Origin of the sequence: Actinoplanes sp. NPDC051859 (genome assembly GCF_044452725.1) — a bacterium.
GTDB lineage: Bacteria > Actinomycetota > Actinomycetes > Mycobacteriales > Micromonosporaceae > Actinoplanes.
Genome location: NZ_JBITBX010000007.1, coordinates 137,593 through 152,512, shown reverse-complemented (window position 1 = coordinate 152,512; position 14,920 = coordinate 137,593). Strand labels below are relative to the sequence as shown.

The 14,920-nt window shown below is 70.4% G+C and carries 16 protein-coding genes; 11 read left to right on the top strand and 5 right to left on the bottom strand.

The genetic code is table 11. The features are described from left to right. Positions 1-42: 42 nt before the first annotated feature. Together rsgA and aroA are read right to left on the bottom strand one after the other, a co-directional pair. Positions 43-1,128, bottom strand: coding sequence for a ribosome small subunit-dependent GTPase A (gene rsgA / locus ACIA1L_RS19520; RefSeq protein WP_396074479.1), 1,086 nt, complete (start codon positions 1,126-1,128; stop codon positions 43-45). Continuing rightward, positions 1,101-2,384 (bottom strand): 3-phosphoshikimate 1-carboxyvinyltransferase, encoded by a 1,284-nt coding sequence (aroA, locus tag ACIA1L_RS19515; protein WP_396074220.1) that lies wholly within the window; start codon positions 2,382-2,384, stop codon positions 1,101-1,103. Before aroA ends, rsgA begins: the two co-directional genes overlap by 28 nt. A gap of 71 nt (positions 2,385-2,455) precedes the next feature. On the opposite strand from aroA, the gene ACIA1L_RS19510 reads away from it, so the two are divergent. The 5 genes from ACIA1L_RS19510 (at position 2,456) to rsrA (ending at position 5,569) form a co-directional block, all read left to right on the top strand. Then, a complete protein-coding gene (locus ACIA1L_RS19510) occupies positions 2,456-3,160 on the top strand; it encodes an SOS response-associated peptidase (protein ID WP_396074219.1) in 705 nt (234 codons plus the stop codon). Positions 3,161-3,369: 209 nt separating this feature from the next. Next, positions 3,370-3,765 (top strand): WhiB family transcriptional regulator, encoded by a 396-nt coding sequence (locus ACIA1L_RS19505; protein WP_396074218.1) that lies wholly within the window; start codon positions 3,370-3,372, stop codon positions 3,763-3,765. 11 nt (positions 3,766-3,776) lie between these two features. Continuing rightward, a complete protein-coding gene (locus ACIA1L_RS19500) occupies positions 3,777-4,379 on the top strand; it encodes an alpha/beta family hydrolase (protein WP_396074217.1) in 603 nt (200 codons plus the stop codon). Positions 4,380-4,451: 72 nt separating this feature from the next. After that, the gene (locus ACIA1L_RS19495; RefSeq protein ID WP_396074216.1) at positions 4,452-5,285 is read left to right on the top strand and encodes a sigma-70 family RNA polymerase sigma factor; all 834 of its coding nucleotides are present in this window, start codon (positions 4,452-4,454) and stop codon (positions 5,283-5,285) included. A gap of 5 nt (positions 5,286-5,290) precedes the next feature. Beyond that, entirely contained in the window at positions 5,291-5,569 is a 279-nt protein-coding gene (gene rsrA / locus ACIA1L_RS19490; protein ID WP_396074215.1) for a mycothiol system anti-sigma-R factor, read from the top strand. A 66-nt stretch (positions 5,570-5,635) separates the two neighbouring features. Here rsrA and ACIA1L_RS19485 read toward each other — a convergent pair whose 3' ends face one another. Then, positions 5,636-5,710: a 50S ribosomal protein bL37 gene (locus ACIA1L_RS19485; protein WP_369752275.1), complete on the bottom strand. Its 75-nt coding sequence runs from the start codon at positions 5,708-5,710 to the stop codon at positions 5,636-5,638. Between the two features lie 173 nt (positions 5,711-5,883). On the opposite strand from ACIA1L_RS19485, the gene ACIA1L_RS19480 reads away from it, so the two are divergent. Continuing rightward, positions 5,884-6,099 (top strand): biotin/lipoyl-binding carrier protein, encoded by a 216-nt coding sequence (locus ACIA1L_RS19480; RefSeq protein WP_396074214.1) that lies wholly within the window; start codon positions 5,884-5,886, stop codon positions 6,097-6,099. On the opposite strand, the gene ACIA1L_RS19475 is transcribed toward ACIA1L_RS19480, so the two are convergent. Then, positions 6,089-7,720 carry a tetratricopeptide repeat protein gene (locus tag ACIA1L_RS19475; RefSeq protein ID WP_396074213.1) on the bottom strand — a complete coding sequence of 544 codons (1,632 nt, stop codon included), beginning with the start codon at positions 7,718-7,720 and terminating at the stop codon, positions 6,089-6,091. The two genes, ACIA1L_RS19480 and ACIA1L_RS19475, sit on opposite strands and share 11 nt — an antisense overlap. Positions 7,721-7,973: 253 nt before the next feature. On the opposite strand from ACIA1L_RS19475, the gene ACIA1L_RS19470 reads away from it, so the two are divergent. After that, positions 7,974-9,008 (top strand): SIS domain-containing protein, encoded by a 1,035-nt coding sequence (locus ACIA1L_RS19470; protein WP_396074478.1) that lies wholly within the window; start codon positions 7,974-7,976, stop codon positions 9,006-9,008. Positions 9,009-9,033: 25 nt separating this feature from the next. Continuing rightward, positions 9,034-10,578, top strand: a complete 1,545-nt coding sequence (locus ACIA1L_RS19465; RefSeq protein WP_396074212.1) for a sensor histidine kinase — start codon at positions 9,034-9,036, stop codon at positions 10,576-10,578. Here the strand turns inward: ACIA1L_RS19465 and ACIA1L_RS19460 are convergent. After that, entirely contained in the window at positions 10,575-11,498 is a 924-nt protein-coding gene (locus ACIA1L_RS19460; RefSeq protein ID WP_396074211.1) for a 1-phosphofructokinase family hexose kinase, read from the bottom strand. The two genes, ACIA1L_RS19465 and ACIA1L_RS19460, sit on opposite strands and share 4 nt — an antisense overlap. Positions 11,499-11,713: 215 nt before the next feature. Between ACIA1L_RS19460 and ACIA1L_RS19455 the strand changes: the two genes are divergently transcribed. The 3 genes from ACIA1L_RS19455 to ACIA1L_RS19445 all read left to right on the top strand — a co-directional run bounded on the left by ACIA1L_RS19455 (position 11,714) and on the right by ACIA1L_RS19445 (position 14,797). After that, on the top strand, positions 11,714-12,562 hold the full coding sequence (locus ACIA1L_RS19455; protein ID WP_396074210.1) for a helix-turn-helix domain-containing protein: 849 nt from the start codon (positions 11,714-11,716) through the stop codon (positions 12,560-12,562). 1 nt (position 12,563) lies between these two features. Beyond that, the gene (locus ACIA1L_RS19450) at positions 12,564-12,767 is read left to right on the top strand and encodes a DUF397 domain-containing protein (protein ID WP_396074209.1); all 204 of its coding nucleotides are present in this window, start codon (positions 12,564-12,566) and stop codon (positions 12,765-12,767) included. Between the two features lie 311 nt (positions 12,768-13,078). Continuing rightward, a complete protein-coding gene (locus ACIA1L_RS19445) occupies positions 13,079-14,797 on the top strand; it encodes a nitrite/sulfite reductase (protein WP_396074208.1) in 1,719 nt (572 codons plus the stop codon). The last annotated feature ends 123 nt before the right edge of the window (positions 14,798-14,920 follow it).

The window sequence follows — 14,920 nt, the reverse complement described above, 5'->3', positions numbered from 1 at the left end:
CGCGGACCTCAGGCCGGGCGAGCCGCTGCGCGGCACCTCTGGTCACTCGCTCTGGTCGCGCACGTCCAGGTCGCCGGCGCGGCTGCTGAGAAGCCGACGGTACGAGGACAGTCGACGCGCGTCCGCCTTGCCCTCGGCGACCCAGGCGTCCAGGGCACAACTCGCGTCGGACGCGGTGTGGCCGCAGTTGGGCGGGCAGTCGACCGTGCCCTCCACGAGGTCGTCGAAGCCGTGCAACAGGCTCTCCGCGCTCACATGAGCCAGCCCGAAGCTGCGGATCCCGGGCGTGTCGATGATCCAGCCCGGGTCGCCCTTCTTCCGAACCCTGGGTAGGCGCAACGAGACAGCGCTCGTCGACGTATGCCGGCCCTTGCCGACCGCACTGACCACGCCGACCGCGCGCAACGCGTCCGGCACCAGGCGGTTCACCAGCGTGGACTTGCCGACACCGGAATGCCCGACCAGCACCGAGATCTGGCCGGCGAGATGCCCGCGCAGCTCGCTGAGGTCACTGTCCGGGTGGATCAGTACGTACGGCAGGTCCAGCTCGGCGTAGTAGTCCAGCACCTGTTCCGGCCCGGCGAGGTCGGCCTTGGTGAGGCACAGCAGCGGCTCCACGTCGGCGTCGTACGCGGCGACGAGGCAGCGGTCGATGAAGCCGGTGCGGGGCGGCGGGTCGGACAGGGCGCTGACGATCACCAGCTGGTCGGCGTTGGCGACGACGACCCGTTCGAGGCGGCCCTCGGGGGTGGTGTCGTCGTCGTCGGCCGTACGGCGCAGGACGGAGGTGCGTTCGGCGATGCGCACGATCCGGGCGAGCGCCCCGGGCGCGCCGGAGACGTCGCCGACCAGGGCCACCCGGTCGCCCACGACCACGGACTTGCGGCCCAGCTCCCGGGCGCGCATGGCCGTGATGACCTCGTCCTCGGTGTCGGCGTCCTCGCGGACACAGCCGTAGCGCCCGCGGTCGACGGTGATCACCAGCGCCTCGACGGCGTCCTCGTGCTTGGGCCGGGTGCGGGTACGCGGCCGCGACGACCTGCCCGGACGGATCCGGACGTCGTCCTCGTCGTACTCGCGTTTCTTGCGTTCCGGCAGCTTCAGCTCCCTGTCACCAGGCCGGCCCAGAGCTCGGGGAACTCGGGCAGCGTCTTGGAGGTACACGCTACGTCGGTGAGGCGGATGCCCTCGACGGCGAGGCCGAGGACGGCGGCGGCGTGCGCCATCCGGTGGTCGGCGTAGGTCTCGAAGGAGGCGGCGTGGAGTGGCCTCGGGGTGATGTCGAGGCCGTCGGGGTGCTCGACGATGCCAGCGCCGACCTTGTTCAGCTCGCGGGCGAGCGCGGCGATGCGGTCGGTCTCGTGGCCGCGGATGTGCGCCACGCCGCGCAGCGAGGAGGGCGAGTCGGCCAGTGCCGCCAGTGCGGCCAGCACCGGGGTCAGCTCGCTGACCTCGGACAGGTCGGCGTCGATGCCGTGCAGCACGCCGGTGCCCCGGACGGTAAGGCCGTCGTCGTTCTGGGTGACCTCCGCGCCGAGGGCGGTGAGCAGGCCGGTCAGCGTGTCGACCGGCTGCCAGCTGTCGCGGGGCCAGCCGCCCAACGTCACCGAGCCCCCGGTGACCAGGGCGGCGGCGAAGAACGGCGCGGCGCCGGAAAGGTCGGGCTCGATGGTCCAGACCCGGCCCTGCGTCGGACCCGGCTCGACGACCCAGCGGTCGGGCTCGCTCTCGTCGACGACGGCGCCGGCGGCCCGCAGCATGTGCGTGGTCATCCGCAGGTGGGGCGCCGAGGGAACCGGCGGTCCTTCGTGGCGCAACGTGAGGCCCTTGGCGAAGCGGGGTGCCGAGAGCAGCAGGCCGGAGACGAACTGGCTGGATGCCGAGGCGTCGATGACCGCCGGACCACCCGGCAGGGTGCCGGTGCCGCGGACGACGAGCGGCAGGCCGCCGCTGGGTGACGCGTCGATGTCGGCCCCGAGGGTGCGCAGCGCGTCGATGATCGGGCGCAGCGGGCGGTTGCGGGCGTGCGGGTCGCCGTCGAAGGTGACCGTCCCGGCGGCCAGCGCGGCCACCGGCGGCGCGAAACGCATGACCGTGCCGGCCAGGCCGACATCGATGGTGGCTGGGCCGCGCAGGGCGCCGGGCTCGATGGTCCAGCGCTCGGGGTCGCTCGTGTCGATCCGGGTGCCGAGCGCGCGCAGCCCGTCGGCCATCAGCGTGGTGTCGCGAGCGCGCAGCGGACGAAGAATCTCGGCGGGACTGTCGGCCAATGCGCTGAGCACCACGGCCCGCGCGGTCATCGACTTGGAGCCGGGCAGCCGCACGGTGGCGGTCACCGGCCCAGCGGCCACAGGCGCGGTCCAGGGGCGGGCGTCAGCAGTCACGCCCCCATTCTGCCGGTCCGGGGCGACGTCGGGTCAGCGGGGACACCGGGCGCCGGCGTATGGTTCGGCCCATGTGTGGGCGGTATGCGACGACGAAGAGCGAGGCTGATCTCAGTCAACTCTTCGATGCGGCCGTTCTCGCCGAGGCGCCCGGGGCGAGCTGGAACGTCGCGCCGACCGACCCGGTGCCGCTGATCCGGATGTCGCAGCGGCACGACGGCAGGGTGGTCGACACTGGTCGTTGGGGCTTGGTGCCGCCGTGGGCCAAAGACCTGCGCGCAGGCGCTCGGATGATCAATGCGCGGTCCGAGACCGTGGCGACGTCATCGGCGTTCGCGTCGTCCTTCCAACGGCGCCGCTGTCTCGTGCCGGCTGACGGCTGGTTCGAGTGGGTGAAGACCGGCAAGCAGAAGCAGGCCTATTTCATGACCCCGCGCGACGGCTCGGTGCTGGCCTTCGCGGGCATCTGGACGATGTGGCGTGGCGAAACCTTGACGTGCAGCGTGTTGACGACGGCGGCGCTCGGGGGACTGACCGCGGTGCACGACCGGATGCCGCTGATCCTGCCGCGCGAGCGCTGGGCGCCGTGGCTTTCCGGCGGCGGTGAGCCCGATGAGTTGCTGCAACCGCTGTCCGCGGCGGAGTTGGCAGCCATCGAGGTGCGGGCGGTGCGGCCGGACGTCGGGAACGTCCGCAACAACGGTCCAGAGCTGATCACGCCGCTGCCCGTCGAGGAATCGGCGGCGTCGGCGGCGGAGCCAACCGCGCTGTTCTGAGGCGTTGTCGACCGCCCGTACACAAATCGTTACCTCAGTTTTGTCCGGTAATGGTGGCATCTCGGACTGTAAGTTTTCTTGAGAGATAGACAACACCCTTGTTCTGATCTTGTTGCGTGCGATAGAAACCAGCGCCGGTGTGGCGACGGGTGCGCATGGTGCGGACGCGCCGCCACGGCATTACCGGTACCCACGGGGGAGGTGGGCTGATGACACGCGCTCGAATGCCGCGTCCACATGAAGTTGCCATCGCACGACGAGACCCGCGCCTGCTCGAAGCCATTGCGGGCCGCACCAACGACGAGTCCTGGCGCACCCGAGGCGCCTGCCGGACCGTCGATCCGGAAACCTTTTTCCCAGCTCCGAACGAACCCACTGAACTCGCGGTGACGCTGTGCGGCACCTGCCCTGTCCAGGGGCCGTGCCTGGCCTGGTCGCTGCAGGTGGGCGACTGCCACGGGGTCTGGGGCGGCACCACGCCGCGGGAACGGCGGGCCATGCTGATCGCCTGGCGCGAGCGCGTGCAGCCGAACGGCGACCCGGTCGACGACGGGCCGGAGGAGGAAGATCGCCGCCTGCTCACCTTGGAGCCGGTCAGCCGGTAACCATAGGAGCTGTGCGCAGCTTCGAGATCGACACACCGCGCGGCCCGGCGCGGGTCCGGCTCACGGACCCCGCCGGGCCGCCGTGCAGCATGCTGGTCCTCGGCCACGGCGCCGGCGGCGACGTCGACGCGCCCGACCTGACCGCGGTGCACGACGTCACAGTCGCCGCGGATGTCCGGGTGGCGTTGGTGACCCAGCCCTACCGCGTGGCCGGTCGCAAGGCTCCCGCGCCCGCCGGGCACCTCGACGAGGCGTGGACCGCGGTCCTGGCCGAGATCGCCGACCCCGCTCTGCCGCTCGTCACCGGCGGCCGGTCCAGCGGCGCGCGGGTCGCCTGCCGTACGGCGGCAGCAGTCGGTGCCGCCGGGGTGCTGGCGCTGGCCTTCCCGCTCCATCCACCAGGCAAGCCGGAGCGCAGTCGCGCCGAAGAACTGCCCGCCGACCTGCCGACGCTGGTCGTCAACGGTGACCGGGACCCGTTCGGCGTGCCTGAGCCGGTCGGCGCGGTCGACGTTGTGGTGCGCCCGGGAGCCGTCCATGACCTCCGTCGAGACCTGCCCGCCACCGCAGAGATCGTGGCGGACTGGCTGCGCCGGCACGGCTGGGCTCGTTAGTCCGGAATGCGGACGGCGGTGCCCGGCGTTGCATCCCCTGCGAGTTGCCGTACGTCGGAAGGGGTGTGCATCGTGCGAGGCGGAACCGAATTCGCCGAGCGGGAGGGCCAGCAGTCCCGCACAGTGCAGGAGCTGTTGCGCTCGCCGGAGTGGCCCGCGGTGTCCCCGCCGAGGTTCACCCCATCGGTAAGTGTCAGCACCCCGGCGGTTTTCGAATCAGCACAGGGGGCACTCCCCGTATCCTCGGCAGGCAAGTCGAGGGGAGAGATGCGGGTGACGCCCACAGAGCGGGTCGAACGGAGCGGACGCAGCGAGCGGACCGAGGAGCGCCGGGCGCGCTTCGAACGGGACGCACTGCCGTTCGTCGACCAGTTGTATGCCGCGGGTCTGCGCATGACGCGCAATCCCGCTGACGCCGAGGACCTGGTGCAGGAGACGTTCCTCAAGGCGTTCTCGGCGTTCCACCAGTTCGAGGAGGGCACCAACCTCAAGGCCTGGTTGTACCGGATCCTGACCAACACCTACATCAATTCGTACCGGCGCAAGCAGCGGCAGCCCGTGCAGGCGCCCACCGAGGAGATCTCGGACTGGCAGCTCGCCTCCAGCGAGTCGCACACGTCTTCGGGCCTGCGTTCCGCCGAGACCGAGGCGCTGGACCGGCTGCCCGACAGCGACATCAAGGATGCGCTGCAGCAGCTGCCCGAGGAGTTCCGCCTGGCCGTCTACCTCGCCGATGTCGAGGGTTTCTCGTACAAGGAGATCGCCGACATCATGGGTACGCCGATCGGCACTGTCATGTCCCGCCTGCACCGCGGTCGCCGCAACCTGCGCAATCTGCTGGAGCAGTACGCCGTGGACCGGGGAATCACCCGAGGCACCAGCACGCCCGCCGCACAGGAGGCCTGAGCGACGTGAGCGACGAGGACAACAAGACCGACTGCACCGTCGTCATCAGCGAGGTCTACCTCTACCTCGACCTCGAATGCAGCGACGAGCGCCGGATGCTGATCCAGAAGCACCTGGACGACTGCTCGGACTGTCTGCGCGAGTACGGCATCGAGCACGAGGTGAAGGCGCTCGTGGCCCGCTGCTGCGGCGACGAGACGGCTCCCCGGGAGCTGCGCGAACGGCTCAAGCTGAAGCTCAGCGAGTACGTCGTCGAGGTGGAGAGCCACGAATATCTGCCCTGAGTCGGGCGCAGAACGTGAGAAGGGCCGGTAGCGATCGCTACCGGCCCTTCTGCGTCACCCCACGGCTCAGGAGTTGGGACGCTTGCCGTGGTTCGCGGAGCTCTTCTTCCGAGCCTTCTTCTTGCGGGCCTTCTTGGCCATGTCGTTCTCCTCATCGGTGCGCGTCTCCCGACGGCGAGGCGGCCGTGGGCACGTTCAACCTGCCGATCGTAGACGGCCACGGAACATCAGGTCGCGCGCCCCATATGTGCCCGGGAGCGAATCATGATTGGATACCGTTCACGCGACGAAGCGCCGACGAGAGGACAAGCACCATGGCCGACGAAATCCGTGCCGAAATGGTGGCCAATGTGTGGAAAGTCGTGGCCGCGGCCGGCGCCGAGGTCGAGGAAGGCGACACGCTGGTGATCCTCGAGTCCATGAAGATGGAGATCCCGGTCCTCGCCGAGTCCGACGGCACCGTGGCGAAGCTGGCGGTCAACGAGGGTGACGTGGTGCAGGAAGGCGACCTGATCGCCGTTATCGAATAATTCCGCGGCCGGAGATCCAGCGCCGCAGCAGTCCTGACCGCCGGTTCCGCTGTCGCGGGATCGGCGGGAGGCCGGCCCGTTCCTCTGCCTTGATGATCGCGGTGGCGCGCTCCCGCACCTCGACAGGCAGGTCCGGCGTGGCTAGCGCAAGCTGGGCGATGGACCAGGCCAGCGCGGTGGACCCCGCTGCTGCCTCCAGGCGGCGGGTCATCAGCGCGGCCACGTCGGGCCGGGCGGTCGGATCCACCCATGCGTACGTGACCAGGGCGAACAGCGCTGCCTCGGTGATCGAGTCGAGGCCGCCCTTCGCGAGGTCCACCAGCAGTCGGCGCCGCTTCGAGAAGGGCCAGCGCTGCTCGGTGTCATGATGCAGCAGCCCGAGGCAGGCCCAGACCTGGGCGCTCCGTCGCCACAGCGCGGGGTCGTGCGCTGCCAAGGCCCGGCCCTCGTCGTTGTCCGGGGCCGGCGGCGGCGAGGCGATCAGCGCCAACAGGTCCTCGGTTTCGACGAGCACCAAGCCCAGCGCCGCGTCGTAGGCGGCCGGCGGGTGGGCCCACAGCGGATGCGCAGCCCGGTGCAGGCGTTCGATCGCCTCCGCACTCGGGGCTCCCGCGACGAAGGGCTCCCGTGCCGGGTCGAGCGGCACTTCGGGTGCGGCGGGGACCCGGCTGAGCCAGGGCTGATCGGCGCAGGACTCGGCCAGATCGTTGTGCTCGTGCGTGTCGTCGGGGTGGTCCCGCTGGAAGTCGGCCAGCCGCACCAGGTGGGCCAGGTCGCCGTCCGCCCGGTAGCGCAGCCGGCAGCCGGTGTGCACCGCGCAGTCGTCCTCGGGGTTCTTGGCGAGCGCTCGGTCGATCCAGGCCAACGCGTCGTCCAGCCGGCCGCTGTCGGCCAGGGTTCCCGCGATGTCGGCGTAGACAGAGAGGTCGTCGGGGTCGTACATCACCGCACGGCGCAGGGCGGCCAGGGACTCCGGGACGCGGCCGGCGCTGCGGTAGGCGTACCCGAGCCAGATCTCCGCGAGTTTCGACGGCCGTAACCGGGCGCCGTGAGCGGCCCATCGCACGGCCCGGTCCGCCTCGCCGAGCCGGCGCGCCAGCGCCGAGCCGGCACCCAGCAGCATCGCGTGCTCGGCGTGCGCCTGCACGGCATGCCCGACCAGCGTCAGGTACGGCCGCAGCGCCGCCCGACCCGCCTCAGGCGCCGGGTCGCCGATCGCCGTGCACAGCTGCATGACGATCCGGGCGAGCAGGCCGGGCTCCATCCGCGCGCCCAGCTCCGGATCGATGACCCAGGGCACGCCCGCCCAGTCGACGCCGGGCGTGTGTCCGCTTGCCGCGGCGAGCAGAGGCAAGCCGTCTTCGGGTCGGCCTGCCGCGGCGAGCAGGTGGGCGCGGGCGACGACCGTGCCCACGAAGGCGTGCTGTTCGAGGGGGAAGAGCTCCAGGCCGCCGTCTGCGCGGGTGGACAGCCGGCCGAGGAGCTCGTGGATTTCCGGCAGCGTCGGCGCGAGCGCTATCGCTCCGGCCAGGTGGTCGGCGGCATGGTGCACCTCGCCCCGTTCGAGCGCGGCGCGGGCCTGCTCGAGGTCGTCGTCGGCCGAGCGCCGGGAGTCTTCCATGGCTGCGCCTTCCTCATCGCCCGCGAGCGGTTCTTCGGCGGCACCGGTGTTGCCGGGGCCTTCGCGTGCGTCGATGGCACGCGGTGTGCCACCGACGCGAAGCCTAGGCGACGACGCTCAATATGTCAGTCCTGCACAACTGCGTGATCTTGCTCGTTACGTTGTGTTTGGGCGCTCAAACGTGCAAGACTGCGCACCGTACGAGCGAGAGTGCGCAATTCGGGAGGACGCAGTGACGCAGCGAGGTCAGGGCATGGCGGCCGACATCGCCGAGCAGCCGGAGAACTACGCCCGCCTGTTGCAGGGCAGCCCCGCCGCGGAGATCGCCCAGGTAGCGGCCCGTATCGCTGAACACCGCCCCGAGCATGTCGTCTTCGTCGGACGCGGCACGTCGGACCACGCCGCCCTCTACGGCGCCTACCTCACCGAGATCCGGCTCGGCATTCCGGTCGGTCTCGCCTCACCGAGCGCGATCACGCTCTACGGCGCCCGGCCCGATCTCGCCAAGGCCCTCGTCGTCGGCGTCAGCCAGAGCGGCGGCTCCCCGGACCTCACCGAAGTGCTCAAAGTCGCCCGGGAGAGTGGCGCTCTCACTCTTGCGGTGACAAACAACCCCGGCTCGACCCTGGTCGACGTGGCCGAGCTGTCCATCGACATCTCCGCCGGGCATGAGCGAGCGGTCGCCGCGACCAAGACGTACACCGCCGAACTGCTCGCGCTGCTGCTGCTGGTGGAAGGCATCCGCAGCGGCGACGGCACGCTGCCCGCCGAGGAACGCGCCGCGCTGGAAAAGCTGCCGCAGCTCGCCGAGGAAACACTGGCCGGGCGCGGCGCTGATGAGCTGGCGCAGCGCTACCGGTTCGCGTCGCGGATGGTCACGACCGGCCGCGGATACGCGTACCCGACCGCCCGCGAGACGGCACTGAAACTGATGGAGACCTCCTACCTGCCGGCCCTCGCCTTCTCCGGCGCCGACCTGCTGCACGGCCCGCTCGCGATGACCGACCCGGACGTGCCCGTGCTCGCCGTCGTCGGCAGCGGCCCCGGCGGCACCTCGATGGCCGACGTGGTCAACCGGCTCGGTGAGCGCCGCGCCGACGTCGTCACCATCGGCGCCCACGACATCCCCGGCGCGGCCGGCCGGCTGTCCGTGCCCCACGTCGACGAGCGGTACGCCCCCCTGCTCGACATCCTCCCGCTGCAACAGCTCGCCCTCGCGCTGGCGCTGGCCCGCGGCGAGGACCCGGACGCCCCGCGCGGCCTCAAGAAGGTCACCGCAACTCTCTGAGTCCGGGGATGGCAGGCTGGGTTCCGTGTCCACGCTGCGCGAGCTCGCCGAAGAGCACACCGACCTCAACCCCGGCGACATCGACCACCTCACCCGGCTCGCCGGGGACTGGCAGCTGCTGTCCGACCTGTCCTTCGCCGACCTGCTGCTCTGGGTGCCCGTACGCCCGGTCGAAGGCCAGCACGCCCGGTCGTTCCTGTGCATCGCCCAGGTGCGCCCGACGACCGCGCCGACGGCGTACCAGGACGACCAGGTCGGCAAGATCTCCGGCGGTCCCGAGGTGGCTCACCTGGACATCGCCTACGTGCAGGGCCGGATCTGGCGCGAAGGCGACCCTGTCTGGTACGGCGACACCCCGGCCCGCCACGAAGCCATCCCGGTGCGGCTGCGCGGCGCAGACGAGAACATCGAGGTCATAGCGATCATCGGCCGGGACACCAACCTGTCCACCGCGCGGACGCCCAGCCAGCTCGAGCTCAACTATCTGACCACCGCCGACGACCTGGCTCAGATGGTCAACGACGGCACGTTCCCGCCGCCGCGCCGCCACCAGGGCGAAACCACGTCCGCGCCCCGCGTCGGCGACGGTCTGATCCGGCTCGACGCGGGCGGCAAAGTCACCTACGCGAGTCCCAACGCCCAGTCGGCGTACCGGCGGCTCGGGTTCAACGCCCACCTCGTCGGTGAGGAACTGTCGGTGCTGTCCAAGCGCCTCGCCGCCGACCCGCTGGAGGGCACGGACGCCGCCGAGCGCATCCTCACCTCCCTGCGCGGCGAATCCCCGGCCCGCAAGGAAGTCGAGGCCCGCGGCGCCACCGTTCTCATGCGCGCCCTGCCGCTCATGCCGGCGGGCGTGCCGATCGGTGCGCTCGTGCTGGTCCGCGACGTCACCGACGTCCGCCGCCGGGACCGCGCGCTGATGACGAAGGACGCGACGATCCGCGAGATCCATCACCGGGTCAAGAACAACCTGCAGACCGTCGCCGCGCTGCTGCGCCTGCAAGCCCGCCGGGTCAACATCCCCGAGGCCCGAATGGCTCTGCAGGAATCCGTACGCCGGGTCGCCTCCATCGCCCTCGTGCACGAGACCCTGTCCATGTCCAGCGACAGCGACGAAGCTGTCGAGTTCGACGGCATCGTGGACCGGGTCGCCACCGCCGCCTCCGAGGTCGCCGCCACCGAGATCTCCGTCAAGATGCGCCGCGAGGGCACCTTCGGCGTGTTGCCCGCGGAGATCGCCACCTCCCTCGTGATGGTTCTCAACGAGCTCCTGATCAACGCGGTGGAGCACGGCTTCCCGCCGCGCGACGAGGAAACCGAGTCGGTGGCGGAACCCTCGACCGCCGAAGTTGTCGTGTCGGCGCACCGCTTCCGCAAGCAGCTGCACGTGACGGTCGCCGACAACGGCCAAGGCCTGCCGGACGGCTTCGAGAGCGACGCCAAGGGCCGCCTCGGCCTGCAGATCGTGCAGGCGCTGGCAACCGGGGAGCTGCGCGGCACGATCGAACTGCGCAACCGCGCCGGCGGGGGCACCGAAGCGGTTCTCGTGGTGCCGCTCGGCAAGCGCTAGGCGTCGAGTGGCCGCAGCTGCACCCGTTCGATCAGCTGCGCGACCGCTTCGCCGCGGCCCGTACCGAGCCCGTGCCGCGTCACGTTGAGCGCACCTGCCGCGGCGCCGGTCCGCAGCGCGTCCCGCAGGTCGCCGCCGCGGGCCAGCACCGAGGCGACGCCGGCAGTCATGGAGTCGCCCGCGCCCCGGTGGTCGACGACCTGCAGGGCCGGCAACTCCACGGCCAGCGCCTCGTCCTCGATCAGGGCGATCGCGGCCTCGTCGGCCCGGCTGATCAACACCGCGTCCGCGCCTTCCTCGCGCAAGGCGTGCGCGGCCTTCACCAGCTCCGCGACACTGTCGTTCGCCGCCCGCCCGTCGTCGATCAGCTCCTCGTGGCTCACTTTCAGGAACGAGACGCCGCCGGCCAACACCGCGGTCAGATTGTCGCCCGACAGATCGGCGACCACCTTGCCGCCATGCGTACGCAGATCCGCCGCGAGCCGCCGGTAGACATCCGCATCCACCACCTCGGTCCCGGCCGCCCCGCTCAAGATGCTGACCGTCGCCTTCAGCCCTTCGGTCAACGTCGTGGTGTACAGCTCGTCGAGATCGTGCCGCAGCAACGGCGCTCCGGGGTGCTCAGCGATGGCCGTCCGGTTGCCGTCGCGGCGATCGTGCACGTACCAGCCGCTGTCGGAGGCGCGGGCCACCGCGCGTACCCGAACGTCTTCCTGTTGCAGGAGCCGCACGATGATGTCGCCGGTCTCCCCGCCGGCGGCGACGCAGAGCGTGACCGGCACGCCGAGCGCGGCCACCATCCGGGCCTGCCAGATGCCCTGGCTGCCGGGGTGGACGTGCAGCTCGACGGAGTCCGCCTGCTGCTCGATCGTCACGGTGAGCTGAGGGGCGGGCGCGAAAACCATGACCGAGGAATCCATGCCGCAGGCCCTACCCCGTGCCCAGCCCGGACAACCTGAGCATTCCCTGAATCCGATTGCCCGGGCGGGGCTCGCACGCGACTTGCTGTGCGGGCGCGGTTACCACCGCCGGAACACGTTCCGGCAGGCTGTCTCCGCGCCTGCTCAGCGTCGCATGATGCACATTGGACTTCAATGGCTTGTATAGACGAAATCTGATTGGCATCATTCCTGCCATGACTCAGCCTGCCTTCCGTAAGGCTCCCAACCTGCGGCAACGCCAGCTCGGCATGGCCCTGCGCAAGTTACGGGAAGGACTGGGCCTGTCCGCCGATCGGGCGGCTGAGCACCTGGGCTGCGCCCAATCGAAGGTCACCCGGATCGAGCAGGCCCGCTCCAGCGTCGGCCGCGGCGACCTGTACCTCCTCCTCGAGCTTTACGGCGTCAACGCCAGCGAGCGCGAGTCGTACTGGGCGTTGGCCCGCGCCGGCAAAGAGCGCGCGTGGTGGGACGCCTACCGCGACGTCATCGGCCCCGGCCTTGCGGAGTACGTCGCCTTCGAAGCCTCCGCCGCGGAAGTGCGGACGTGGTCGCTCGGCACCATCCACGGCCTACTGCAGACGGAGGCGTACGCCCGCGCCACGTTCGCAGGCGGTCTGCCGCGCACAGACGACGAGATCGACCGCGTGGTGTCGGCCCGGTTGGAGCGGCAGAAGCGCCTCCACGAGGACCTGACAATGTGGGCGATCCTCGACGAGTCTCTCCTCGCCCGACCGATCGGCGGCGGCGCGGCACTCCGTGAACAGCTTGATCATCTGCTGTCGTTGCCGCCATCAGTGACCTTGCAGATCGTTCCGATGGACTCGCGGTGGCATCCCGGGCTGAGCTGCGCTTTCACGCTGATGTCCTTCACTGACTACCCTTCGGTCGCTTTCCTGGAAGCTTCCTACCGAGACACTTACATTGACTGGGCTGACGATGTGGCTGGGTATAGGCTCGCGTTCGATCAGCTGATGGCGGCTGGGGTCGACCCGGAGGCGTCACGGGTGAGGATTCAGATGGCGCGGAACAGCATCAAGGAGTGACATGGACCTGAACGGCCAGCCAGGTTGGCGGAAATCTCGCCGGTCCTCGGGCGGCGGTGACAACTGCGTCGAGGTGCTCGATCTGGTGGATGGTGGCCGTGCGGTGCGGGACTCCAAGGACCGAGGATCCGGTCCGGTGCTGACTTTCACCGCGGCTGCGTGGGACGCGTTCACCTCCGGCGTGAAATGCGGCGAGTTCGAGTAAGCGGAATTACTGAGCTCTGCGGAAGAGCTCGGTGTGGCCGTGCGCACGCTCCCGGATTCTGGACCGGGCTGGTACAGAAGGCGTGCGCGTGAGAGGCTTGCCGGCATGACCGCTGCAGTTGACCGCCGCTTCGTGGCTCGCCGCCACGTCGACTACGGCCGTGTCCGCAGCGCCATGTGTCCGGCTGTCTGACGCCGCCCGAGTTTCTTGTCCGGGCGCGCGAGACGCGCCGGCATCCTCGCCAGACACCGTTGTCGCGATACCTGCCGTGAGCGTCGCAGCGTGCCCACAAACGCTGAAGGGACGCCGCCATGGCGCTCAGCACCACCACCCCCGCGCCCGCCACACCTCCCGCGCCCGCCGCTCGTCCGGCCCGCCCGCGTAAGGCCCGCGGTGAGGGTCAGTGGGCGGTCGGACACACCGAGCCGCTGAACCCGAACGAGCGGATCAAGAAGGACGACGATCCGCTGAACGTCCGGGCCCGGATCGAGAACATTTACGCGCACACCGGGTTCGCCGGCATCGACCCGCAGGACCTGCGCGGCCGGTTCCGCTGGTGGGGGCTCTACACGCAGCGCAAGGCGGGCATCGACGGTGGCCGGACCGCGGTGCTGGAACCGCACGAGCTGGAAGACGAGTTCTTCATGCTGCGCGTACGCATCGACGGCGGCGCCCTGACCGTCGCCCAGCTGCGCGTGATCGCGGAGATCTCCACCGAGTTCGCCCGGGACACCGCGGACCTCACCGACCGGCAGAACGTGCAGTTCCACTGGATCCGGGTCGAGGACATGCCGGAGATCTGGCGGCGGCTCGAGTCGGTCGGCCTGCAAACGACCGAAGCCTGCGGCGACTGTCCGCGGATCGTGCTCGGCAGCCCGGTCGCCGGCGTCTCGACCGAGGAAGTGCTGGACCCGACCCCCGCCATCGACACCATCGTCGAGCGGTACGTCGGTGACCCGCGCTACTCCAACCTGCCGCGCAAGTTCAAGACGTCGATCTCCTGGCTGGCGGACACCCCGCACGAGGTCAACGACATCTCGCTGCTCGGGGTGGTGCACCCGCAGCACGGGCCCGGCTTCGACCTGTGGGTCGGCGGCGGGCTGTCGACCAATCCGCGGCTCGCCGAACGGCTGGGCGTGTGGGTGCCACTGGACGAGATCCCGGACGTGTGGGAGGGCGTGGTCGGGATCTTCCGCGACTACGGCTACCGCCGGCTGCGGAACCGGGCGCGGCTCAAGTTCCTGCTCGCCGACTGGGGTGTCGCGAAGTTCCGCGAGGTGCTGGAGAAGGAATACCTCGGCCGGGCCCTCATCGACGGACCCGCCCCGGATCTCCCGGAGAAGCCGATCGACCATATCGGCGTGCACCGGCAGCGCGACGGGCGGAACTACGTAGGTGCCGCCCCGGTCGTCGGGCGCTCGTCGGGGACGCAGCTGAGCCGGCTGGCTGACCTGGTGGCTCGGCACGGATCAGACCGGGTGCGCCTGACCCCGTACCAAAAGCTGTTGGTTCTCGATGTTGCCGACGACCAGGTGGAACCGCTGGTCGCAGGCCTGCGTGGCATCGGGTTGGAAGCACGGCCGTCGGCTTGGCGCCGCGGCACGATGGCCTGCACCGGCATCGAATATTGCAAGCTCGCCATTGTCGAGACCAAAGCCCGCGGTGAGGAACTGGTGGCCCGGCTCGAAGAGCGGCTCCGGGACTTCGACACGGACATCTCGATCCACATCAACGGCTGCCCCAACGCCTGCGCGCGCACCCAGGTCGCCGACATCGGGCTCAAGGGCCAGCTGGTCATGGACGCGCAGGGCCGGCAGGTCGAGGGCTTCCAGGTGCATCTCGGCGGCGGCCTCGGCATGGCGCAGGGTCAGACGGCCGGTTTCGGCCGCAAGGTGCGCGGCCTCAAAGCCACTGCCGAAGAGCTTCCCGGGTACGTGGAAAGGCTCGCCCGCAACTACCTGGCCGGCCGCACCGACGGCGAGAGCTTCGCCGACTGGGTCGTCCGCGCCGACGAGGGGCTGCTGACATGAGCGACGCCCGAAGCACCCCGCTGCACTGCCCCTACTGCGGCGAAGAAGACCTGTTCCCCAACGAGGCCGCGCACGGCGCCTGGGAGTGCCACTCCTGCGCCCGCGTCTTCTCGGTCAAGTTCC

Excerpts from the sequence above, each read along its gene's own strand:
- ACIA1L_RS19470 (WP_396074478.1), top strand. The coding sequence starts at position 7,974 with ATGGCGGCCGACATCGCCGAGCAGCCGGAGAACTACGCCCGCCTGTTG.
- ACIA1L_RS19510 (WP_396074219.1), top strand. The coding sequence starts at position 2,456 with ATGTGTGGGCGGTATGCGACGACGAAGAGCGAGGCTGATCTCAGTCAA.
- ACIA1L_RS19480 (WP_396074214.1), top strand. The coding sequence starts at position 5,884 with ATGGCCGACGAAATCCGTGCCGAAATGGTGGCCAATGTGTGGAAAGTC.
- ACIA1L_RS19455 (WP_396074210.1), top strand. The coding sequence starts at position 11,714 with ATGACTCAGCCTGCCTTCCGTAAGGCTCCCAACCTGCGGCAACGCCAG.
- ACIA1L_RS19445 (WP_396074208.1), top strand. The coding sequence starts at position 13,079 with ATGGCGCTCAGCACCACCACCCCCGCGCCCGCCACACCTCCCGCGCCC.
- ACIA1L_RS19450 (WP_396074209.1), top strand. The coding sequence starts at position 12,564 with ATGGACCTGAACGGCCAGCCAGGTTGGCGGAAATCTCGCCGGTCCTCG.
- ACIA1L_RS19475 (WP_396074213.1), bottom strand. The coding sequence starts at position 7,720 with ATGGAAGACTCCCGGCGCTCGGCCGACGACGACCTCGAGCAGGCCCGC.
- ACIA1L_RS19505 (WP_396074218.1), top strand. The coding sequence starts at position 3,370 with ATGACACGCGCTCGAATGCCGCGTCCACATGAAGTTGCCATCGCACGA.
- ACIA1L_RS19460 (WP_396074211.1), bottom strand. The coding sequence starts at position 11,498 with ATGGATTCCTCGGTCATGGTTTTCGCGCCCGCCCCTCAGCTCACCGTG.